The sequence below is a fragment of the Deinococcus sonorensis KR-87 genome (assembly GCF_040256395.1).
GTDB classification, from domain to species: Bacteria; Deinococcota; Deinococci; order Deinococcales; family Deinococcaceae; genus Deinococcus; species Deinococcus sonorensis.
The window spans coordinates 407,608-428,887 of record NZ_CP158298.1 but is presented as its reverse complement, the minus strand read 5'-3'; the positions used below and the strand labels follow the sequence as shown (position 1 = coordinate 428,887).

The window sequence follows — 21,280 nt, the reverse complement described above, 5'->3', positions numbered from 1 at the left end:
GACGCCGGTGGGCACGCTCGCTTCAGGCCGTCAGGCCCGCCAGCACAAGGAGCACGAACGCGGCGACGATGAGGCCCACCCGGGCATAATGGAAGACGTTCCAGCGGCGGACCTGCTGCTGCCAGTCTTCGGGCGTACCCTCCCTGGCCCAGCGGGCAACCCGGGTGTTGATGGGGACCAGGACCGTGATGGACATCACGACGCTGAGCAGCAGCAACGCGAGCGCCGCGGCGATCAGCAGCACCTGCGGGTGACCCCAGGTGAGGGCGGCCCAGATCACCCCGAGCAGGACGCACCCGATGTACCAGAACGGCATCACCCGGCCGAGCACTCGGGCGCCATCGCTGCGGGCCGCGATTCCCGCCGCGGGTGGGAGCCGGCTGAAGATCGGTTCGACGAAGGCCGCCACCGAAAGTTCCACGCCCACCATCAATCCCACCAGGACAATCGTGACGGTCACCAGCAACTCCTGCATCAGCGTTCCCTCCTCTGAAAAAATCTAGCGGCGCTAGATACTGAAGCCATGCTACATATAGCATCGCTAGGATGTCAAGCGGTGATAGCATGAGGACATGATGGTTCATCAACGGAAAGAGCGCGAGCGCGCTGATCGCCACCAGAAGATTGTCTCGGCCGCCCGGACGCTCGCCGAGACCGAAGGCTGGGACGCCGTGACCATCCGCAGACTCGCCGAACGCATCGAGTACAGCCAACCGGTGCTCTATACCCACTTTCGCAACAAAGACGAGATCGTCGGCGCCGTGGCGCTCGAAGGCTTCGCGGAACTCACGCAGGCCATCCGGAGCGCCCTGCCCGCCGGGCGCTCCGGACGGGCCGCGGTCACCACGCTGGTCGAAACGTACATGGCCTTCGCCGAGCATCACCCGGCCATCTACGACGGCATGTTCAGTCTGAGCAACGGCCTCCCGTTTGCGGACGAGGCCACCCCGGCGCCCATGCGTGAGGCATTCACAGCCCTGCTGGACACGCTCAGTGAAGTCGCTGGCGCGGTCGCCCCGGGCCTCTTCACGGAGGTCGCGTGGGCGGCGCTGCATGGCCTGATCACCCTCACCCGTGCCGGGCGGTTGCCCCCCGAGCACACCCAGGCGCGGCTCGAGGTGCTGGTGGACTGGATGGTCCGGGCGTAACGACCAGCGCCCCGGCCCGAGCGGACACGGTCCAGTGCCGCGGCGCCCAGGCCGGGCCAGCGACGGTCCTCGCCCAGACGTGCAGACCACGTTGACGGAACGTCAACGATCGGTTCCTGGCCGCTGGTGACGAAGACGCTCCCCAGAAGCCAGCCACATCGGCGGGCACACCACCATCGAATGCCGCTCAGCACCCTCGCCGACCCACCGCTGGTGGCGTGCCACGTGAGCGCCACGACGAGGGGGAGCCGGCGCGCTGGGAAGCAGTGTTCCGGGTCCCAGCCGAACGGCGCCCCGGGAAGCGAAGCTCGGTCGACTCCTGTGAGGCCTGAACCCGTGGGTGCAGGGCGTGGTGCGGCTGCGCCTGACCTCCACGGCTTTGCTGCTCGCCTCACGCCTCACCTCCGCCCCATTCCGTTTCTCCCTGACCTTCAGGGAGGACGGTCTCGGCCGGGTACTGTGCGGTGGGTCCCTCCTGCCTTCATGCGTTCATCCACACGGCCAGGAGGGGTACGCCTCGCCAGGCGCTGCACGACCAAGGAGCCCACGCCGCCGGACGCGCCGTTGACTCCTCGTCCCAAGGCGCTGAACGTCGAGGCCATCCCATGAACTGTCCTGCTCTCGGCGTCGGTTCAGCTGAATTGGGCACCACGAGCGACACCCCGTGAGGTCTTCTCGCGGATTAGTGTGTAGCTGTCACACGCCGCTTGGCCTGCCGGCCGGACGTGATCAGCCAGACGCAGAGCGAGAGCTCCGAGGTCAGCGCAGGGAGGGCAACGCACGCTTTGAGGACCGGGGCGTAGTCCGCGTAATTTGAGAGCAGCACGTTTGCGAAGGCGTCGGTGAGGTATGCCGCTCCCGCAAGGATGAGCAGCACGCCGATCCAGCGGGGCGCAGCCCCGGAGCGCACAATCAACCCGCCGAGCATCGCGAGATGAACCGCAAAGAATACCAGGCCGATTTGCCAGCCGAACGCGTTCATGTCCAGGAACGCCGACGCGAGGAGGTTTGACGGGCCGCCCGGGAGAACGTTGGCACCGGTGGCGAGGTGCACGGCGAGCATCTGGCCGAGGGTCGCCGTGGCGAAGACGGCGGCATACACGACGCGGTGCGCTGCTGCAAGCAGGGCGAGGCCGCGCCCGGCGTGTCGGAAGACCTCGTACAGGGTGACGGCGACGATCACGTCCAGGACGGCGACGATCAGGTTGGCCGCGATGCCAGCGCGGAAGAGGGATGCGGAGGTGCGCAGGTGATGGAGCGTCACCGTGAGGTCATTCGGATCCATCAGCCGGGCGCGAACGAAGAACTCGGCAAAGAGGGCGAGGACCGCCATGAGCAGCAGCGCCACTCCGGAAGTGAGCGCGGTCGCTGACTGGAGTGGTCGATGCTCTGGACCTTCGTTGCTGTTCCTCAGGGTGTCGTTCATGGTGGACCTCGCGGGGATGCAGTGGGCGACAGCAACAGGGCACTCAAGCTGGAACTGGTTTACACTGTAAGCCTAGGCTTACAGTGTAAACTTGTCAACAGCCCCTCTGCCTCACCATGACCCACACTGGAGCAGGCCATGACCCCTTCAGATCCCTCCCACCGTGAACCCCGAACCCCGCTGACCCGTGAGCGCATCCTCCGTGCCAGCCTTGACCTGGTCGATCAGCAGGGCCTCGAAGCGCTCAGCATGCGGCGCGTCGGCCAGGCGCTCGGCGTCGAAGCCATGTCGCTCTACAAACACGTGAAAGACAAAGACGACCTGATCGATGGCCTGATTGACCTGGTCATCGCTGAGATCGACGTCCCCGACACCGCGGATGACTGGAAGGACGCCATGCGGCAACGCGCGATCTCGGCACACCAGGTGCTGCTCCGCCACCGCTGGGCCTGCCCACTTATGGGTTCACGGGTCAACATCGGACCGGCCATGCTGGCCTACATCAATGACACGTTTGCCTGGCTGCATCACGGCGGATTCACGGTCGAGCAGACGCTCGATGCGTGGCACGCGCTCGATGGCCACATCTACGGCTTTACGCTCCAGCAGCTCAATCTCCCCTTTGCTCCAGAGGAAGCCGCGAACATGGCCGCGGTCGGCATGGAGCTCATCTCTGCCGACCAGTACCCGCACTTCCATGCGGCCGTCGCCGCCATTGTGGACATGGGCGGGCGAGTAGAGCGCTTCGAGTTTGCCCTTGATCTGATCCTCGACGGACTCGAGCGGCTCCTCACCAGCCCAAGTCATGACACGGCGAGTGAGGGCGCACCAACGCCCTCCTGAACACTGCACCAACTGGCTTCGGGGAGGATGCAGGACGGGACGAGGCACCGGCAGTGTAGGCTGCGCCCGACCGCCTGCACTGCGCCAGACAATGGCACCCCTCCCCGCTGGAGGCCGCGTCCAGGAAGCCTGGATGGACAACGATGCTTGTGACGTGGACTTCCAGAGGGTGGTGTTGGAGACGATGGCCTGGTGCAGCGCACGGGCACGTGTGGCCGACCCCGCACGCAATCTCCGCAGCGACGACCTCAAGCCCAGGGCCGACCTGGCCTTCTGGTATACCGGCCCGCTCACGGATGTTCGCTCCGGAGACTGGGCTGAGCTGAGGAACAGTCCCGCCTGGCAGGTGCTCCGGGTGTTCGAGCAGGCCGCGACCGTCGCGCAGCGGCGTCAGGCGGTCGAGCACGTGGCCCTGCGGCGCCGCCAGAAGTTGAGCGCGTTGGGGTGGACACCTGAAGTGACGCTGGACCACCTGCCCCCTGGGCAGTTCCTGTTGTGCGACGATCCCAGCACCAGTCTCAACGAAAGCGCGTGCTGGGTGTCGAGCGCGGGCTTCTTTGATGAAGGCTGGGACCTGCCGCCGTGGGACACGTGGATCCACTATGCGCCCGCGCTCGATCCGATCCTTGGCCAGCGAGCGGAGTGGCTGAGCCAGGTGCAAGGCATCGAAGGTGGGAGGGAGCAGTTGCTGGTGTGGGTGCCGGAGATATTGGTGGAGGTGGTGGCGACCGGGATCGCCGTCAGCAGCACGGAGCGGTTCATCTGGGCGACCGAGGCGCCACTGGACCAGCCCTTCGTCTGGGCGTTGCTGGATGCAGGCCCGCTCCGTTGACGTTCACCTGAGAGGAAACCAGTCAACAGCCGACGCCCTCCCATTGTTCTGCAAACAGCCCTCCGTTCTGCAGGACCGGATCTTTCTGTCAAGTCGCCCGCCTATATTGAGCTATGTTTCAAGACTTCGCGCTGGAGATGATTGAACTTCCAGAAGCGACGTTACGGGTCAGACACGGCGGTTCGGGTCCTCCCCTGCTGCTCTGGCATGGTCACCCCAGAACCCATACAACGTGGCACCGGGTCGCACCGATGCTCGCGCAGCATTTCACGGTGGTCTGTCCAGACCTGCGCGGCTTCGGACGCTCAAGCAAACCGGCCGATCAACCCCACCACGAGGGCTCGTCGAAACGCGCCAAAGCCAGAGATTCCGTGGCACTGATGCGGCATCTGGGGTTCGAGACGTTCAATCTGGCCGGCCATGATCGGGGCAGTTACACCGCATTCCGAACCGCGATGGACCACCCAGGCGTTGTGACGCGGTTGGCCGTCCTCGACAGTGTCCCTCTTCTCGAAGCGCTGGAGCGGTGCGACGCGAAGTTCGCTCAAGCCTGGTGGCATTGGTTTTTCTTCGCTCAACCGGAAAAACCGGAGCGGGCCATCCTGCAGGATCCGAACGCCTGGTACCGCCATTCACCGACAATGGCCACCGAGATGGGCCCCGGAAACTACGAAGACTACCAGTGGGCCATCCACGATCCGGAGACGGTCCATGGCATGGTCGAGGATTACCGGGCAGGCCTGACGATTGACCAACAGCATGACCGGGAGGACCGGACGGCAGGCCGGAGGCTGCAATGCCCGACCCTCGTGCTCTGGAGTGAGCAGGATGATCTGGCCGAGCTCTATGGGGATGTCCTGAACGTCTGGCGGCCGTGGACCACTGAGCTTTCCGGTCACTCAATCGCTTCGGGTCACCACATGGCAGAGGAAGCGCCGGACCAGGTGGCTGAGACGCTCATCAACTTTTTCCTGGATCAACAGCGCTGACGTCCCCCAGGTCAGCGTGAGCCGTCCGGCTCTCGAGTGGCTTCATGAGTCAGGGCAGGCACGCAGCGCGGGGTTCTGGTGGCGCTGCTGGACTGCGGGGCAGCGCTGACCATCATTCAGACCGTCATGTTTCTCTCCACGCCCGCATCGATCGTGGCGAGAGGCTCGGCCCTAGGCTGGATCCAGACGGTGCTGTCCCTGCTCGCGCCGCTCACAACGGCACTGGGGTACGTTCTGATTGCCCAGGTGGTCCAGCGGACGATGGGACCTGAGGGTTCTTCGCAGCTGCAGTCGGCCGCCTGACACCATCATCGGCCCACCACGTCGACCGGCTGCTCAACAGCCAGCAGGGTCAGCACGTCTGACCACAGCGCCTGCGCCCAGTGGTCATCGTCATACGGGTCGTCGTAGCGGCAGCAGGCCGCCATGTGGTCGGCCAGCTCCTCGCTAAAGCCAGGGCCGGTAAGCCTCCGGCGGACCTTCTCGACAATCTCGTTGCACAGGTAGGGGATCACCGTCCGGCCTCCAGAGTGCGGGCCACAGAGCGGCCCTGTTTGGTGAGCGTCCCTGCCTCGGCGCCTTCCGGCCATCGCACCAGGTCGAGGTCGATCAGTCGCTTCAGCGGTCGAGTGCGGGAGGGAGGAGGCCCTCTCGCTCCAGCGCACCAACGCCAGCAGGGTCAGAGCCGGCCGGCCACCAGAGCGCAGCGTCATCTGTGGTCCCCTCGGGTCAACGTTGTGTATGCCCCCGTCGGCGTACCCCCAACGCAAGCAGATATTTCTGACAGATTTGTCACAGAGCTCCCTACAATGGAGCCACGATGAGAAAAAGCGCGGTCTACACCTTTTTTCTGACCCTGACCGGGGGCTGGGAAGACATGCTTTCGCGCATGGCTGGTCACCGAGAAACTCGTAAGCGCTGGCAGAAGTCCTCCAAACGGAGTCACTCGAGTCACGCCGCGTAAACCCTGGATGCAGGCATCGCGGACCGTTTGCAGGTCCGCTTTCCTGTGCTGCTTCGCACCGAGGCGCAGCGGGAGCCCCGGCGAGCCAGACCGGCTGAGAGGCTGCCGTGATCGTCAACGCTCTGATCGACCTCAAGAGCCATCAACGGTTGCTCCAGGCCAGCTGAAGGAACCGCGACTGCCGTATCACTGCGGGTTTACATTCGTCCTGAATATTGCCGGGATGACGTGCCGGGACGAAATCCTCGAGGTCGTTGCTGGGCTAGTCGAACACCAGCCCGACCGGGTTTTTACTGTTCGTGACGTGGTGGAGGGCATGTTGGCCCGGGGGACCACCTACACGATGAACACCATCAAGCAGCATGTGTCGTCCCGGATGTGCCGCAACGCGACCCGCGATCCGCACCATCAGTACGTTGATTTCGAGCGGGTGGCCGTCAACACCTATCGCTTGGTTGAACCGGTCGCCACTCCTCCTCAACGGCGTGGGCAGCGCCGAAGACGCTCCTCTGAGTGATCGCGGAAACCCGACAACACCCTTCGGCCGGCCCATGCGGACCGCTTCTTGTGTCTGCCGGACGGCGATGAAAGGCTTGCCCTCCTGCACGTCACGTGACTGAACTTCAGTATCCACGTTCCGGTCATTTCCGGTTCTGGTCAGGCCGGTCCCTGGGCGCCCTTCCCGATGCTGCCGACCAGCGCGGACATCCGCGTCGGTCGGTCTGCTCCCGGAAGCGCTGGCCGTCGAACACCAGCTCGATCACCCGGCCGTGCGCCCAGCTGGCGGCTCGCTCTCTGAGCAAGTCGTGCAGGTTCTGAATGCGGAGGTTGGCGGTGAGGATCGTCGGGAACTGCGCGTCCTGGCGCCGGCCGATGACCTTCTCGAAGCGGCTGCTGGTGTACGTGTCGTCTCCCCACTGGCCATGTCATCGAGCTGCAGCAAGTCTGCGGCACACACCCGCTCGAACGTCTTCCCTTCGGGTTCCTGAGTGCGGTCGGTGTACCCGTCGCGCATGCCCTCCAGGAAGCGGGTCCAGTCGAGCGTCATGACCGTGTGCACGGCCTGGCTGGCGGCGCGATACATCAGCACGGCCGCCAGGGTCTTGCCGATGCCGGTGGGGCGGACGCATCCGATGTTCAGCCCTTCGGAGATCACTTCGCTGATCTCGCGGGCGGCGAGCCAGGAGCGGTGGAGCCGCGTGAGGTCGTCCCAGTTCGCCTGGGAGCGGGCATCATTCAGCCCAGCGGCGACGAGTCCAGTGGCCTGCTGGTGGCCGCGGCGGTGCGCTTCCCGTTGCTTGCAGCGCGCCATCGCCGGGCGGCCATCGGAGGCCTGGGACGGCACCTTGATCCAGCCGGCGCCGCACTCGCGGTCGGTGCGGGGGGCCTGCTGACAGAGGCGACAGAGGTCAGGGACCGTCATCCGTTCCATCCCGTGCCGGTGCCTTGAACTCGGTTCCGTTCGTCGGCCAGCGCCGCCTCCGCTGCGCAATCCTGATCGTCGCGAGCGTTGTGAGCAGCGAACGCGGCCTTGTCCGGCTCGAGGGCGCCGAGCACCGCGGCCAAGCCGGGACCCAGCGGCCGCACCTGTTCCTCCGTAGGGCGGTCGGCGAGGGCGTGATGAACGTCATCAGCACCGGGTTCGCGGGTCAGGTCAGCCCCGGCCTGGCCCACCGTCCAAAGCGGGGCGTCACCGCCACCTCGCAGGGCGCATGGCATCGCCCTCCAGGGGGACCGGGTGCTGGTGAGTGGCAGCGTGCGGAAGGAATTCAAGGGCTATTCCGCGGGCATTCAGGTGGGCATGCACTACGACACCCACCAGCAGGTCGTCGAGTCGTTCAGGCTCGCCGACGGCTCCACCGACTGGGCGTTCGGCGGCCAGCACACCGGCTACGCCATGACGGTCATGCAGGACGACACCACCCAGAGCCACATCAATGACCTCGCGGCGACCGGGACCCGGGTGTTCGGGGCCGGGTACGTGAACGCCTCGCCGCTCCGGGGGATCACGTCGGTGTACACGGCGGGCGGGGTCCTCGACAAGAGCTTCAGCGGCGACGGCGCGTACGGCTTCAGCATCCCGAACGCGAGTGGCGGCACCAGCCTGGGCAGCGTAACCATGATGAACGCCCGGCCCCTGATGGTCGGCTGGGCGCGGCAGGACGGCCGGATGCGGGTGCTGCTCGCCCGGTTCACCGAGGACGGGCTGCTCGACCCGACCTTCGGGGGCGGCGACGGCCTCAAGGGGCTGCAGTTCGGGGTGGGGGACAGCGCGGCCTCCGCGGTGCGCTACAACGCGGTAAGCACCCGCGTCGCCCTGGCGGGCCGCAGCGCGGACGCCGCCGCCAAGTGGAGCTTCGCCGTGGCTCGCCTGCGGCCCGACGGGTCGCCCGACCCGGCCTTCAGCACCGACGGCCTGGTGACGACCAGCTTCAGCACCGGCGCCGACAACGCGACGAGCGTGCTGATCACCGACAGCGGCCAGGTGTACGCGGGCGGCTACACGACCCGCCCGGACGGCACGCGGGACTTCGCGCTCGCCAAGTACACGGCGGCGGGCACCCTGGACGCCACCTTCGGCGCGGGGGGCAAGACCACCATCGACATGATGTCCCGCGACGACCTCATCCGCGCGATGGCCTTCCAGACGGACGGGACGCTGATCGTCGCCGGCGACTCGGGCACGCGCGGCATCCTGGGCTTCGTGTTCCCCTGAGCCGGCTCCAGCCCGGTGTGGGCGGCTGCCCCTGGCCCGGGTCACCTGAATCACCTGCACCGCCCACCTCCAGTAAGCTGGACCCAGGAGGTGGGCGGTGCAGGCAAGGCTCCTCGGAACTCCGTCGCTGGTCGTCTCGGGACAGGCGGTGCGCCCACCGTCGCGCAAGTCGCTCGCCCTGCTCACCTACGTCGCCCTCGAGGGGCCCACCCCGCGCGAGCGGCTGGCCGGGCTGCTGTGGTCGGACCTCCCACCCGACGGGGCGCGGCACAACCTGCGGCAGGAACTGTACCGCCTGGGCCGCTCGGCCCTGGCGCCGTACCTCGTCGCCACGCCCGACACGGTCGGCCTCACGCCGGAGGTGCGGGTGGACGCCCTCGACGTCCTGGCGTTCGAGGCGGCGGGCGACCACGAGGCGGCGCTCGGGCGGTACGGGGGGCCGCTCCTCGACGGGGTGGACGTGGAGGGCGCCGGGGGGTTCGAGGAGTGGCGCCAGGCGCAGCGCGACCGGCTGACCCAGGCGTGGCGCCGCGCGATGACCGCCCGAGCGGCGGCCCGGGAAGCGGCGGGTGACCTGCGCGGGGCGCTGCAAGCCCACCTCGAGGTGCTCGCCGAGGACGCGTTGCAGGAGACGCACCAGCGCGAAGCGATCCGGCTGCACCACGCGCTGGGCGAGCGGGCCCAGGCGCGCGAACGCTATCAGGAGTTCCGCGCGCTGCTCGCCCGGGAACTCGGGCTGGACCCGCTGCCCGAGACGGCAGCGGTGGCGGCGGCCAGGCCGGAGCGGGTCGAGCCGGAGCGCGCCGCACCGGCCACCGAGCCGATCCCGCTGCGCCCGCCGCTGGTGGGCCGCGAGGGCACCTGGGCGGCGCTGGAGGCGGTGCCCTGTGGCCTGGCGCTGCTGGAGGGAGACGGGGGGGTCGGCAAGACCCGGCTCGCGCTCGCCTTCGCGGCGTCGTTCGGCGTGCCGGTGGTGTGCCGCGCGCTGGAAGTCACCCGCGACACGCCGCTCGCCCCGGTCGCCGGAGCGCTGCGCGCGGCGCTGGAGGACGTGCGCGCCGCCGAGCGGCTGCGGGCGCTGGAGGAGCCGTGGCGCGCCGAGACGGCGCGCCTGGTGCCGGAACTGGCGGGAGCGGCCCCGCTGCCGGACGACAACCGCGCGCGGTTCCTGGAGGGCCTCACCCGCGCCCTGCTGGCCGCCGCGGGGCAGGAGGGTGCCCTGGTCTTCGACGACATCCAGTGGGCCGACGGGAGCACGCTGGAGCTGATGGCGGGCCTCGCGCAGCGCACCCGCGGGCTGGCCCACCCCCCGCGGCTGCTCGCCACCGCCCGCACGCCCGACCTGGACCGGTCCCCGGCGTGCCGCGCCGCGCTGTCCGGGCTGAAGCGGGACGGGGTCCTGCACGTCCTCCCCCTCGGCGGCCTCAGCGAGGACGAGGTGCGCCGCCTGGTGGGGGCCCTCTCCGGGAATCCCGGCGCGACGCTGTTCCCGGGGCGGCTGCACCGGGCGACGTCCGGCAATCCCCTTTTCCTGATGGAGACGCTGCGGGCCCTGCACGCGGCGGGCACCCTGCGGATCGAGGGCGGCGTGTGGAGCACCCCCTACGACGACCGGACCGTGGATTACGCGGAGCTGCCGATCCCGCCCGGCGTGCAGGAGGCGGTGCTGCGCCGGGTCGAGGCGTTCGGGCCGCTCGGCCGGCGCTTCCTCGATGCGGCGGGAGTGAGCGCCGACCCGTTCTTTCTGGAGGACCTCGCGGCGGTCACGGCCGCCTCCGAGTGGGAGGCGCTGGAGACGCTGGAGGGCCTGACCGGCCGGGGCCTGCTGGAGCCGCGCGGGCCCGGGTACGCGTTTCCGCACGACCTGGTGCGGCGCTCGGTGCGCGCCGCCATGTCGCCCGAGCGGGCGCGGCTGCTGCACCGCCGCCTCGCGGGCGTGCTGGAGACGCGCTCGGCGCCGCCCGCGCAGATCGCCGAGCACCTGCAGGCCGCGGGACAGCCGCGGGAGGCGGCCCGCTGGCACGTCCGGGCGGCGGACGCGGCCCGCGGCGTGTACGCCTACCGGGAGGCCCTCGAGCACCTGGAGCGGGCGCTGGCGTCCGCCCCCCCTCCCGAGGACGCCTTCGCGTGGCAACGGCAGCGGGCCGACCTGTGCGTTCACCTCGACGACCGCGACGCGCGCGGCCGGGAGATCGACCGGCTGGCGGTCCTCGCCGAACAGCTCGGCACGCCCGAGGCGCACGTCACCGTCCTGACGCGGCGCGCGGCGTTGCTGGATGACCTGGGGCGGCACGAGGAGCTGGGCCGCCTGATGGCGGGGGCGCTGCCGCTCCCCGAGGTGGCCCCCGAGCTGCGGGCCCACGCCCTGCACCTCGCCGGCACCGCCGAGGCGAACCTGCGGCGGCCCGCCGCGGCGGAACGGCACCTGCGGGCGGCGCTGGCGGTCTCACCCCTCAGCAACGTGCGCCGCCGGGCGATCCTGGGGTCGCTGCTGCCGGGCCTGCTGGACGCAGGCCGGATGGACGAGGCGCGCGCCCTGATTCAGGAGAGCCTGGACCTCGCCCGGGCCGCCCAGGACCGTCACGCGGTCGCGCTGGTGCTCAACAGCGCGGCCCGCGTGGCGTTCCGCGCCGGCGACCTCGCGGGGGCCGTGCGGGACCTGGAGGCGGGGCTGCGCGAGGCGCGCGCCATACATGACCTCCGGCTGCACACGGCCTTTCTGATCAACGTCATCCAGGTGCACGTGCGTGCCGGGCAGCTCGACCCCGCGGTGGCGGCCCTGCAGGAGGGCTTCGACCTCGTGTACGACGCCGCGGACCCGAAGCTGGAGGCGGATTTCCAGCACCGCCTGGGGGACGTGCAGCTGCTGCGCGGGCGGCTCGGCCCGGCCCTGACGGCGTACCAGGCGGCGTGCCGCTCGGCGGACGCGCTGGGCCAGCGGACCCAGCAGCTGGTCCGCCGGGTCAAGCTCGTCCGGCTGCTCGTCGCCCTCGGCGACGCGGCGGGCGCCCGGGCGGCGGCGGCGGAGCTCACCCGGCTGATCGGGGCGGGCGAGCACGAGGGGGACGCACGGACAGGCCGCACCGAACACGCCCGCGCGCTGCTGGCCTCGGGCGACCCCGCGGGCGCGCTGCGCGCGCTGGACGCCGCCCCGCCCTCCGGCGCCGCCCCGGAGCGCGAGGGCGAGCAGGACGAGCGGGCGCTGCGCGCTGAAGTGCTGCTGGCGCTGGGAGACGCGCCGGGCGCGTCCCGGGTGCTGGACACCATCAATGAGCCGAGCCTGCGCCCGCTCGCTCTCGCCCTGCGGGTCCACGTGGCCCGCGGGCTGGGGGACGACGACCCCGCGCCGCTGGCCGCGGTCCGCGAGGCGCTGCAGCTGGACCACCTGCCGCCGCTGGACCGGCTGCGGCTGTACCGGGCCGACCCGGCCGACCCAGGGGGACTGCCGCTCGCCCGGAGCCTGGCCGCCACCCTGCCCGCCGACCGTCGACCCGCCTTCCTGGCGCACTGGGGCCTGCCCGACACGGCGGCCGTGGAGCGCGGAGCGACCGCGTGACCCCGCCCCTGTCGTTGACCGACGCGCAGGAGGGGCTGGTGCGGACCTCGCTCGCCCGGCTGCTGCGGGACCCGGACGAGGCCGCGCGGGACTTCTACGACCGGCTGTTTGCCGCCGACCCGGACGCCCGGGCGCTGTTCCGGGGCGACCTGCACGCGCAGGGCCAGAAGTTCATCGCCACCCTCGATGTGTTCGCGGGGGACCTCTCCCGGTTCGGCACGCTGCGGGCGGCGGCCCGGCGGCTCGGCGCGCGCCACGCCGGGTACGGGGTGCGCCCCGGGCAGTACGCAACGGTGGGCGACGCGCTGCTGGCCACCCTGGCGGCGCGGCTGGGGCCGGACTTCACGCCCGAGGTGCGGGAGGCCTGGACGCTCGCGTACCGGCTCCTGGCGGCGGAGATGCGCGCGGGCGAGCCCGGGGGCGAACCCTGAGCGAACGCCAGTCGAACGGCGAACCTCACGAGGTCCGCCGTTCAGGGTGCCGCTCAGGGCTGCAGGAGGCCGACCAGGCCGTACATGCCCGAGTCGCCGACCACCACGATCTTGCCGTTCGGCAGCGTCGCCATGCCGCGAATCAGCTCGTGGTGCCCGTCGTTCTGCCCCACCACGCTCCGGCCGCCGCTGCCGAAGGTGGCGTCGAGCGAGCCGTTCGCGGTGTAGCGCACGACGGCCGCGTCCGTCTTGCCGTCCGGGCTGGTGGTGTAGCCCGCCGCGAGCAGCTTGCCGTTCGGCTGCATCACGACCGCGTTGGCGCCCGAGTGGCCGCTGCCGATGGCCGTCGTGACCTTCCCGCCGACGCCGAAGGCCGGGTCCATCGACCCGTCCGGCAGCAGCTTCGCCACCGCGAACCGCACCAGCCCCGCCGGGTCGGCGGACGAGCCCACCACCCCGATGCGGCCCGCCGCAGCGTTGTACTGCACCGCCCGCGCCACCGTGTCCCCCAGGCCGTACGACGGGCGCACGATCCCGTCGCCCCCGCCGAAGCTGGGGTCGAGGGTGCCGTCCTCCTTGTAGCGCACCAGGAACATCCGCTGGGCGTTGTTGTGCTTCACCCACCCCGCCACCACCGGCCGGGTGTTGATCACCGTGACGGCCGAGGCGCTGGCGCCGCCCTCCGCGTCCGGCAGCACCAGGTAGTGCGCGCCGTCCCCGCTGAAGGTCTTGTCCAGCTGGCCCGCGTTCGTGAACGTCGCGATCGTCGGACGCATCGGGCTGGAGTTCACGTACCCTCCGGTGAACACCCGGTCTCCCGTCACCGCGACGTCGTTGGCCTCGCTGAGCACCTCGGCGTTCCCCATGGTCGTCTGCGTCACGCCTGTCCCGTTCCAACTCGTGTCCAGGGCCCCGTCGCTGAGCCGGAACGCCTGCACCATCTGCTGGCGCGTCTCAATGGTGTGGCTGAAGGTGGCGTCCACCTCCTTGCGGGCGCTGGCGGAGACCAGCACCCGCGAGCCCTGAATGACGACGCCCGTCACCGTCACCGGCGTCTTGCTGTTTGGCAGGGTGTACTCCGGGAAGCAGATGGCGCAGGAGGCGTCCTCCCACAGCTTGCGGAGCCGGCGCCAGCCGGTCTTGGCGAAGCTGGGGTCGAGCGAACCGTCCGGCAGCAGCCGGGCGATGAACCCGAAGTAACTGTCCTCCCCGCTGTCGCGCCCCTCCCCGACAACGATGAATTTGCCGTCCGGCTGCACGGCCACGTCACGCACCCGGGTCGAGGTGCTCCCGAAATACAGGGCCTTGAGCATCACGAACGAGCCGGGCGCCGGCGTGACGCTCTGCGCCGTGATGCCGGACGGCGCGGGCCCGTCCGCCGCGGTGGGTGCGGGAAGCGGGGACGGGGCGCCACAGGCGGCGAGGGCGGCGGTAAGGGCGAGGAGCGGCAGGGACTTGAAGCGGTGCGTCATGGTCATTCCTTTCACGGTGGGCGCGAGGGGGCGGAGGGCCAGGGGGTGCCGGCGGGGGCGAGCGACCGGGCCGTTCACCGGATCCCCTGCATCATCGGAAGGGACGGGCCGGGGGCGCCCGCCGCGCGCATCTCGCCGGACAGCAGGGTGTAGGCGGCGCCCCAGGCCGCCCGCACCTCCGGGGTGAACGCGTCGCCCAGGCCCCGCTCCAGCGTCCACAGCAGCGCGTCCCCCACCACCGCGTAGTGCTCGTCGCGGACGCCGTACCCGCGGTGCCGCCGCCCCAGGTCCCGGGCGACGGGGAGGATGACCTCCGGGGCCCGCAGGCCGCGGACCACCAGGCCCAGGGCGGTCATGAGCTTGCGGCCCTGCCCGGCGAGGTCGTGCGGGAAGAGGCGGCGCAGCTCAGGGTCCAGCTCGAAGAGGCGGGCGTAGAAGAGGCGGGCGGCGTCCTCGGCCACCGGTTCCACGAGGCGGAAGGTGGACTGCACGAGGTCAATCTGCTGGCTGTTCATGTCGGGCTCCTTGTGGTGCGTTCAGTGCTGAAGGCACGGTACGAGGAGGCCCGTCACCGCCCCGTCATCAGGACGCGGGACAGCGGTGACGCCCCAGAGCCCTGGGCGCCGGTGAGGGCCAGGGGCCGGTTGGGCGGTGAACTGGACACGGCGGCCCGGAAGACCCCTGCGTGGCATCGCCGCGACAGGCCGGTCCTCGCCGCCGATCCCGCGCCCCGTGCGCGTCCTCCCCCGGCGCGCCGGTGGTGACGCCAGGGTGACGCTCCGCCCCCTACGGTACAGGCGTACCCCGGCAGAACGGGAGGCCGCAGATCCGCTCCGGTCCCCTGCCCTCGCCGCTCGCCCACGCGGCCCCGTGCCGCACCACGGAGGACGACATGCTGAACCTCAACGGCCCCCACCAGCTTCTGGCCGCCCAGGCGCGTCTGGAGGCCCTGCGCGCCGACGCCGAACGCCACGCCCTGCTTCGCCAGGCACGCGATGAAGGACGCGCCCCGCTCCCGCCGGCCCTTACGGTGCCGTGGGGAAGGCGCGGCGCAGCTTCACCACGCCCGGCTGGAGGGTATACCCCAGGCGGCGGTTGAGCTCGATGATGGCCGTGTTCGAGTGGTCATTCCCCGTGCGGATCTCCCGCACCCCCCACGCCCGGGCCCGCTGCACGCTCCACGCTTTCAGCGCCAGCGCGATGCCCCGCCGCTGGTACGCGGCGTCCACCGCCGTGAATTCGTGGTGGAGGCGGCGGCCCTCCTCGTAGAAGCCCAGGCCCGCCAGCCCCACCCAGCGGTCCCCCACCGCCGCGATCAGCTGCCCTTCCGGCCGGAACCACGCCGCCTCGAGAATCTCCCGCCGGTAGTCCTCGAACGTCGGGAACGCCTCGCCGTTGCCGGGCAGCAGCGGGGCGAGGCGGCGGTTCAGCTCGTACAGCCGCCACGGCGCGTCCCCGGTCCCGCCGGTCTCCTCGTAGCTGAACAGGGTCACGCCCCGCTGCCGTGCGGCGCTCACCCAGTGGTCCAGCGCTTCACCCTCCGTGTGTGCGACGTTCAGCGTCATCGTCACGAAGCGCTGCACCACCGCAAACCCGCGCCGAACCGCGAAGTGCTCAGCCGCAGGCGCCTGGCCGTCCACCCAGGTGGTGAGGGTCTCGGCTCCCAGCGTCCCGGCCAGCGCCTCGACGCGGCCCGCCAGGGCCGACCCCACGCCCCTTCGGCGGGCGATGGGCCGCACGAACACCTCGCCCTGGTACCACCCGGGCGGGTGCCACGCCGAGCGGGCCACGTACGCGCAGCCCACCAGGCCACGGCCGTCCGTGGCGACGAACCGTTGCAGGGCGTCGTCTCCCAGCGTGTCCTCCGGCTGGGTGACCGCCTGGTCGACAGCGGGGGGCAGGCCCGCGCTCTCATAGAGGGCCTGAAGCGCCGCGAGGTCACTCGCCTGGAACGGACGGATGCACACAGACCACCACTCTCCTTTGTTGGCCTGCGCGCCGAGCAGGTGCTCCGGGCTCTGCGCGGGCACCCCGCCTGCGCTCCGAAGTCGCCGTGGACCCCGGCCCGTTCCGGGGCGTCAGCAGCGCCGGCGACGCTCGTGCAGGGCGCCTCCACGGTACCGGGTCACGCCGGAGCGCCGCATCCGCCAAATGCCGGAGCGTCCACCGGGGCGGGAAGGCAAGCGGCGTGCCCCGTGTGCCGGCCTGGGCGGGCTGGGGTTCCGTCACCGCCGCTTCGGATGGCCACCGCCGGACGGACCGGAAGGCGAAGCGTTAGCCAGCGGCGCCAGGAAGACACCGCCTCCCCCCCTGCGCGGCTCGGTCACGCGGGTTTCGGCAGGGTGAAGCGGAACGTCGCGCCCTCCCCCGGCGCGCCGCTCGCCGAGACCGTGCCGCCGTGCCGGTGCACGATCCGCCGGACGTTGGCGAGGCCCACCCCGGTGCCCTCGAACTCATCGACCCGGTGCAGCCGCTGGAACACCCCAAACAGCTTGTGCACGTAGCGGGGGTCGAAGCCGGCCCCGTTGTCCCGCACCTCCACCTCCACCTCGTGCGGGCGGTCCTGCGCCGACACCTCGATGACCGCCCGCTCACGCCCGCGGGTGTACTTCACGGCGTTGCCCAGCACGTTGAGCAGCACCTGCCGCAGCAGGTGGTGGTCGCCCTGCGCGAGCGGCAACGGCGCGACCCGCCACTCGAGGGTGCGGCCTTCCGGCGTCCAGCGTCCAGTTCCACCTGCACCGACCGCACCAGCGCCTCCAGGTCCACCACGCCCATCTGCAGCGGCTGCCGGCTGGTGCGGGACAGGTCGAGCATCGCGTCGATCAGCGTGTTCATGCGGTCGGCGGCGTCCTCCACGACCTTCAGGTACCGCGCGGCCTGCTCGTCCAGCGCTCCGCCCAGCCGCCGGCGCAGCAGCGTGGTGTACCCGGTGATGTGCCGCACGGGCGTGCGCAGGTCGTGACTCACCGAGTACGCGAACGCTTCCAGCTCCTCGTTCGCCGCGGTCAGCGCCGCCGTGTGCGCCGCGAGCGCGGTCCGTTCGCGGGCGAGGTCAGCGGCCTTGTCCGCCCGGTCGAGCGCCAGCCTTAGGCTGTTGCCCACCGCCTCGATGATGCTGCGTTCCGTGGATGACCAGCCGCCCCGCTCGAAGCGGGCCAGCCCGAAGATCCCGCGAATGCCGGCCGAGCTCCCCAGGGGCAGCATCGCCATCGCGCGCACGTGGGCGGTGGCGTCCCCCAACCCGTCCACGGTCTCGTCGTACGGTTCGACGTACGTGACCTCTCCACTCTCGAACGGCGCGCGCAGGTTCCCCGTCGACGCGTGCGCCAGGCCCACCTCGTGCGCCTGGCGCAGAGTGTCATTGCCGTACTCGCCCAGCATGCTGCGCACCCACCAGCGGTCGCCTTCGCGTTCGTAGTACACCGTGGCCTGCACCGGCACCAGTTCGTACAGCAGCGCCTGCGCCCGCCGGATCAGCTCGTGGACGCCGGCGTCGTCGGTCAGGTCGCGCGTCCACGCCTCGAAGGACGACAGGACCCGGTTGCGCGCTTCCACCTCCGCGCGCTGCTCCGCCAGCTGCCGGGTCTGCTCGGCACGCTCGAGCGCGAGCCCCAGGCTGCCCACCACCGTCTCCAGCACCACGCGGTCCTCGCGGGACCACGCGCGGTGCTCGAACAGCACCGCGATGAACACGCCGACCGGCTCACCGTCGCGCATCACCGGCAGGGACGCCGCGGCGCTCACGTGCCCGACCAGCTCCGGCGGGGTGTCGCTGCCCCGCGCGTACCGGTCCTGATACAGCGCCCGCCGGGTGGTCCACGGGACGTCCACACTCGGCGTGGCACCCACCCGCGGACCCGCGTCGATGAACGCCTGCAGGTCCGCGTCGCGGACGTCACCGACCTGCACGCGGTTGCGCCAGCGCGGCCCTTCCCGTTCGTAGTACAGCACGTACCCGGCGGACAGCAGCGACAGCACCACCTCCTGCGCCCGCCGGATCAGCTCGTACACGTCGGCCTGCACGCCCAGTTCATGCGTCAGCGCGGCGAAGCCGTCCAGGGCGCGGGTGCGCGCGTCCAGCTCTAGATGCTGCGCAGTGAGCTGCCGCGCGGTGTGCGCCCGGTCAAGCGCGAGCCCGAACGCCCGGCCGACCGAGCGGACGACCGCTTTCTCCCGTTCGCTCCACACGCGGGTGTCCCGCGTGCCCACCGCGAGCATCCAGCGCGCCTCCCCACCGGAGAACAGGGGAACGAACGCCGCCGCGCCGTACGCTCGGGCGGCGGGCACGGCGTCCGCGGCCGCGTCCCAGCGGTCCACGAACACCGTGACGCCGCGCTCGACGGCCTCCGCGAGGTTCGGCGCGTCCACCGGCACGCCCTGCACGAGTTGCGCGATCACCTCCGGCGCGACGTCCTCGGACCACACCCGGGCCGTCCAGCGGTCGCCGCCTCGCTCGTAGTACACGACGCTGACGTGCACCAGGTTGTCGCGCACCACCCGCACCGCCTCTCGCGCGAGGGTCAGCACGTCCGTTTCACTGCCCGCCTGCTCGGTGAACACCGCGAACGCTTCGAGCGCCGCGCGTTCCTCCCGCAGGCCCCGCGCCTGCTCGGTCCGGTCGAGCGCCAGGGTGAGGCTGCGCCCCAGCGCCTCGACCAGGGCGCGGTCGCGCGGCCGCCACGGGTGCCCGCCCCGCCGGCCGACGACGAAGAGGCCCCGCACCTCCCCCGCGGCGACCAACGGATACACGCACGACGGCCCGCCCGCGTCCGTGAAGTCAACGTGCCCTCGGCCTTCCGTGTGCCCGGCCTCGATGAACACCGGGTGGTGCGTCTCGAGCGCCCGCGCGAACGCGGGCATGTCGAGCGGCAGGCCCGCGCGGATCCGGTCCACCTGGTCGTCGGTCAGCGCCGGGGACCACGTCTGCGCCGTCCAGCGCTGGTCGCGCGCCTCAAAATACGCGGCGCTGTACCCGGTGAGGTGCGTATCGATCAAGTCGTACGCCGTGCGGGTCAGGTCGAGCACATCGCGTTCGCTGCCGGCGAGGTCGGTCAATGCCAGGAAGACCTCCAGCGCGGCCGCCAACTCCGGCGCGGCGGCCACGTGTTCGTCGAGAGGAAGGCCGTCACGCATGACGCCCACCATACCGCGCGTGCCGCGGGGCCGGGTGGTGCGGCGTCACCCTCCCGGGCCCGGCGCGGGTCAGGCGAGCAGGACCGCTTCAGCGTCCGGGTTCCACGGTGAGGCGCTCCAGCACGATGGAGGTCCGCAGGTCCTTGCTCGGTGCTCTGGGACGGAGGGGCGCACCCAGGCGGGGAAGGCGCGCCCTACGCGCGGGGAGGCTCGGCCCGCTCCCCGCCGCTCGCGCTGCCTCTCCACCGTGCTGGAGCTGCGTGTTCAAGTGGACGTCAGGAGCCGACCGGACGACGGTCCTGATGGGTGGGGGCCTCATCCAGGGGGCGGTCCTCGCTGTGGTGCGGCTCGCCCTGCCGCGCCGGCCGCAGGAACACGGCCAGCACGATGGACAGCAGCGAGATCCCGGCGGCGACGTGGAACGCGGTGTGCAGGCCTGCCGTCTGGGCGAGGAGGGGGGCGGCGCCGTCCTGCAGCAGCGCGGCGGTGCGGGCGCTCATCAAGGTGATGAGCAGGGCCGTCCCTGCCGCGCCCGCCACCTGCTGGAGGGTGCTCAGGATCGCGCTGCCGTGCGAGTACAGGTGCGCGGGGAGCGGCCCGAGCGAGCTGGTGAAGACCGGCGTAAACAGCAGCGCCAGCCCCACGCTCAGGGTGAGGTGCAGGCCCAGCAGCGCCCACACCGGCGTGCCCGCCGAGAGGCCGCCCAGCCCCCACAGCACCGCCGTCATCAGGGCCGTGCCGGTCAGCACCAGTCCCCGGGGGCCGCGCCGGTCGTACCACTTCCCGACCGTGGGGGCCAGCAGGCCCATCAGCAGGCCGCCGGGCAGCAGCAGCAGGCCGGTGTGCAGCGAGGACAGGCCGCGCACGTTCTGCAGGTAGATCGGCAGCAGGATCGCGCCGCCGAACAGCGCCATCATGGCGATCATCATCAGCAGCACGCCCACGGTGAACATGGGGAAGCGGAAGGCCCGCAGGTCGAGCAGCGGCGCGTCGCGGCGCTCCAGTTTCCGCTGCCGCCAGATGAACAGTGTCAGGCTCAACGCCGACGCGGCCAGGGGCCACACGACCACGGCGCTGCCGAACCCGCCGGAGCCGCTCGCCTGACTCAGGCCGTACACGCCGCCGCCGAAGCCCAGCGCCGCCAGCGGCACCGAGACGAGGTCCAGCGTCGTGCGCCGCTGCTCACCGACATTGGTCAAGGTGCGCGCGCCGTAGGCGAGCGCGGCCAGCGCGATGGGCAGCACGAACAGGAACATCGCGCGCCAGGAGAGCAGGTTCAGGATCAGGCCTGAGAGGGTGGGGCCGATGGCCGGCGCCACGGAGATCACGATGCTGATGGTGCCCATCACGGCGCCGCGCCGCTCGGGGGGGACGAGGGTCAGCACCGTGGTCATCAGCAGCGGCAGCATGATCGCCGTGCCGGACGCCTGCACGACGCGCGCCAGCAGCAGCACCGTGAACCCGGGCGCGAGGCCCGCGAGCAGCGTGCCCACGCTGAACAGGGTCATGGCCGCGAAGAAGACCGTCCGGGTGCTCAGGCGCTGGAGCAGGAACCCGGTGACGGGAATGACCACAGCCATGGTGAGCATGAAGGCGGTGGAGAGCCACTGCACGGTGCTGGCCGTCACGTGGAGGTCCGTCATCAGGCGCGGGAGGGCCACGTTCATGATCGTCTCGTTGAGGATCACGACGAAGGTGGCGATCAGCAGGATCACGATCACGGCCCGGTCGCGGGGCGGGAGGGCTGGAGCGGCGGGTGCGGTCACG

Annotated in this window: 19 protein-coding genes; 8 read left to right on the top strand and 11 right to left on the bottom strand. The window is 70.9% G+C overall.

The window, feature by feature from the left end:
* Nucleotides 1–22: 22 nt before the first annotated feature.
* Nucleotides 23–475 (bottom strand): DUF1772 domain-containing protein, encoded by a 453-nt coding sequence (locus tag ABOD76_RS05180; protein ID WP_350242086.1) that lies wholly within the window; start codon nt 473–475, stop codon nt 23–25.
* 97 nt (nt 476–572) lie between these two features.
* Here ABOD76_RS05180 and ABOD76_RS05175 point away from each other — a divergent pair, with 97 nt between their 5' ends.
* Nucleotides 573–1,148: a TetR/AcrR family transcriptional regulator gene (locus ABOD76_RS05175; RefSeq protein WP_350242084.1), complete on the top strand. Its 576-nt coding sequence runs from the start codon at nt 573–575 to the stop codon at nt 1,146–1,148.
* A gap of 682 nt (nt 1,149–1,830) precedes the next feature.
* Here ABOD76_RS05175 and ABOD76_RS05170 read toward each other — a convergent pair.
* The gene (locus tag ABOD76_RS05170) at nt 1,831–2,574 is read right to left on the bottom strand and encodes a DUF4386 domain-containing protein (protein ID WP_350242082.1); all 744 of its coding nucleotides are present in this window, start codon (nt 2,572–2,574) and stop codon (nt 1,831–1,833) included.
* Between the two features lie 138 nt (nt 2,575–2,712).
* Here ABOD76_RS05170 and ABOD76_RS05165 point away from each other — a divergent pair, with 138 nt between their 5' ends.
* The 4 genes from ABOD76_RS05165 (at nt 2,713) to ABOD76_RS05150 (ending at nt 5,541) form a co-directional block, all read left to right on the top strand.
* A complete protein-coding gene (locus ABOD76_RS05165) occupies nt 2,713–3,417 on the top strand; it encodes a TetR/AcrR family transcriptional regulator (RefSeq protein WP_350242080.1) in 705 nt (234 codons plus the stop codon).
* A 133-nt stretch (nt 3,418–3,550) separates the two neighbouring features.
* Nucleotides 3,551–4,249: a hypothetical protein gene (locus ABOD76_RS05160; RefSeq protein ID WP_350242077.1), complete on the top strand. Its 699-nt coding sequence runs from the start codon at nt 3,551–3,553 to the stop codon at nt 4,247–4,249.
* Between the two features lie 113 nt (nt 4,250–4,362).
* Nucleotides 4,363–5,238, top strand: coding sequence for an alpha/beta fold hydrolase (locus ABOD76_RS05155; RefSeq protein WP_350242074.1), 876 nt, complete (start codon nt 4,363–4,365; stop codon nt 5,236–5,238).
* 78 nt (nt 5,239–5,316) lie between these two features.
* Nucleotides 5,317–5,541 (top strand): hypothetical protein, encoded by a 225-nt coding sequence (locus tag ABOD76_RS05150; RefSeq protein WP_350242072.1) that lies wholly within the window; start codon nt 5,317–5,319, stop codon nt 5,539–5,541.
* Between the two features lie 5 nt (nt 5,542–5,546).
* Here the strand turns inward: ABOD76_RS05150 and ABOD76_RS05145 are convergent, their stop codons facing one another.
* The 3 genes from ABOD76_RS05145 to ABOD76_RS05135 all read right to left on the bottom strand — a co-directional run bounded on the left by ABOD76_RS05145 (nt 5,547) and on the right by ABOD76_RS05135 (nt 7,625).
* On the bottom strand, nt 5,547–5,753 hold the full coding sequence (locus ABOD76_RS05145; RefSeq protein ID WP_350242070.1) for a hypothetical protein: 207 nt from the start codon (nt 5,751–5,753) through the stop codon (nt 5,547–5,549).
* Nucleotides 5,754–6,464: 711 nt separating this feature from the next.
* On the bottom strand, nt 6,465–6,836 hold the full coding sequence (locus tag ABOD76_RS05140; RefSeq protein ID WP_350242068.1) for a hypothetical protein: 372 nt from the start codon (nt 6,834–6,836) through the stop codon (nt 6,465–6,467).
* 126 nt (nt 6,837–6,962) lie between these two features.
* Nucleotides 6,963–7,625, bottom strand: coding sequence for a hypothetical protein (locus tag ABOD76_RS05135; RefSeq protein WP_350242066.1), 663 nt, complete (start codon nt 7,623–7,625; stop codon nt 6,963–6,965).
* A gap of 315 nt (nt 7,626–7,940) precedes the next feature.
* Between ABOD76_RS05135 and ABOD76_RS05130 the strand changes: the two genes are divergently transcribed.
* The 3 genes from ABOD76_RS05130 to ABOD76_RS05120 all read left to right on the top strand — a co-directional run bounded on the left by ABOD76_RS05130 (nt 7,941) and on the right by ABOD76_RS05120 (nt 12,905).
* Nucleotides 7,941–8,918 carry a hypothetical protein gene (locus tag ABOD76_RS05130; protein WP_350242064.1) on the top strand — a complete coding sequence of 326 codons (978 nt, stop codon included), beginning with the start codon at nt 7,941–7,943 and terminating at the stop codon, nt 8,916–8,918.
* A 97-nt stretch (nt 8,919–9,015) separates the two neighbouring features.
* Complete coding sequence (locus tag ABOD76_RS05125; protein ID WP_350242062.1) at nt 9,016–12,474, top strand: ATP-binding protein; 3,459 nt, start codon at nt 9,016–9,018, stop codon at nt 12,472–12,474.
* Nucleotides 12,471–12,905, top strand: a complete 435-nt coding sequence (locus ABOD76_RS05120; RefSeq protein ID WP_350242060.1) for a globin domain-containing protein — start codon at nt 12,471–12,473, stop codon at nt 12,903–12,905. Before ABOD76_RS05125 ends, ABOD76_RS05120 begins: the two co-directional genes overlap by 4 nt.
* A 53-nt stretch (nt 12,906–12,958) precedes the next feature.
* Here the strand turns inward: ABOD76_RS05120 and ABOD76_RS05115 are convergent, their stop codons facing one another.
* The 6 genes from ABOD76_RS05115 to ABOD76_RS05090 form a co-directional block, all read right to left on the bottom strand.
* Nucleotides 12,959–14,377, bottom strand: a complete 1,419-nt coding sequence (locus ABOD76_RS05115; protein WP_350242058.1) for a hypothetical protein — start codon at nt 14,375–14,377, stop codon at nt 12,959–12,961.
* A 74-nt stretch (nt 14,378–14,451) separates the two neighbouring features.
* Complete coding sequence (locus tag ABOD76_RS05110) at nt 14,452–14,892, bottom strand: globin family protein (RefSeq protein WP_350242056.1); 441 nt, start codon at nt 14,890–14,892, stop codon at nt 14,452–14,454.
* Nucleotides 14,893–15,402: 510 nt separating this feature from the next.
* Nucleotides 15,403–16,407 carry a GNAT family N-acetyltransferase gene (locus ABOD76_RS05105; protein WP_350242054.1) on the bottom strand — a complete coding sequence of 335 codons (1,005 nt, stop codon included), beginning with the start codon at nt 16,405–16,407 and terminating at the stop codon, nt 15,403–15,405.
* Between the two features lie 293 nt (nt 16,408–16,700).
* A complete protein-coding gene (locus tag ABOD76_RS05100) occupies nt 16,701–17,057 on the bottom strand; it encodes a sensor histidine kinase (RefSeq protein WP_350242052.1) in 357 nt (118 codons plus the stop codon).
* On the bottom strand, nt 16,988–19,513 hold the full coding sequence (locus ABOD76_RS05095; protein WP_350242050.1) for a GAF domain-containing protein: 2,526 nt from the start codon (nt 19,511–19,513) through the stop codon (nt 16,988–16,990). Before ABOD76_RS05095 ends, ABOD76_RS05100 begins: the two co-directional genes overlap by 70 nt.
* 275 nt (nt 19,514–19,788) lie before the next feature.
* A complete protein-coding gene (locus ABOD76_RS05090; protein ID WP_350242049.1) occupies nt 19,789–21,279 on the bottom strand; it encodes an MDR family MFS transporter in 1,491 nt (496 codons plus the stop codon).
* Between the last annotated feature and the right edge of the window lies 1 nt (nt 21,280).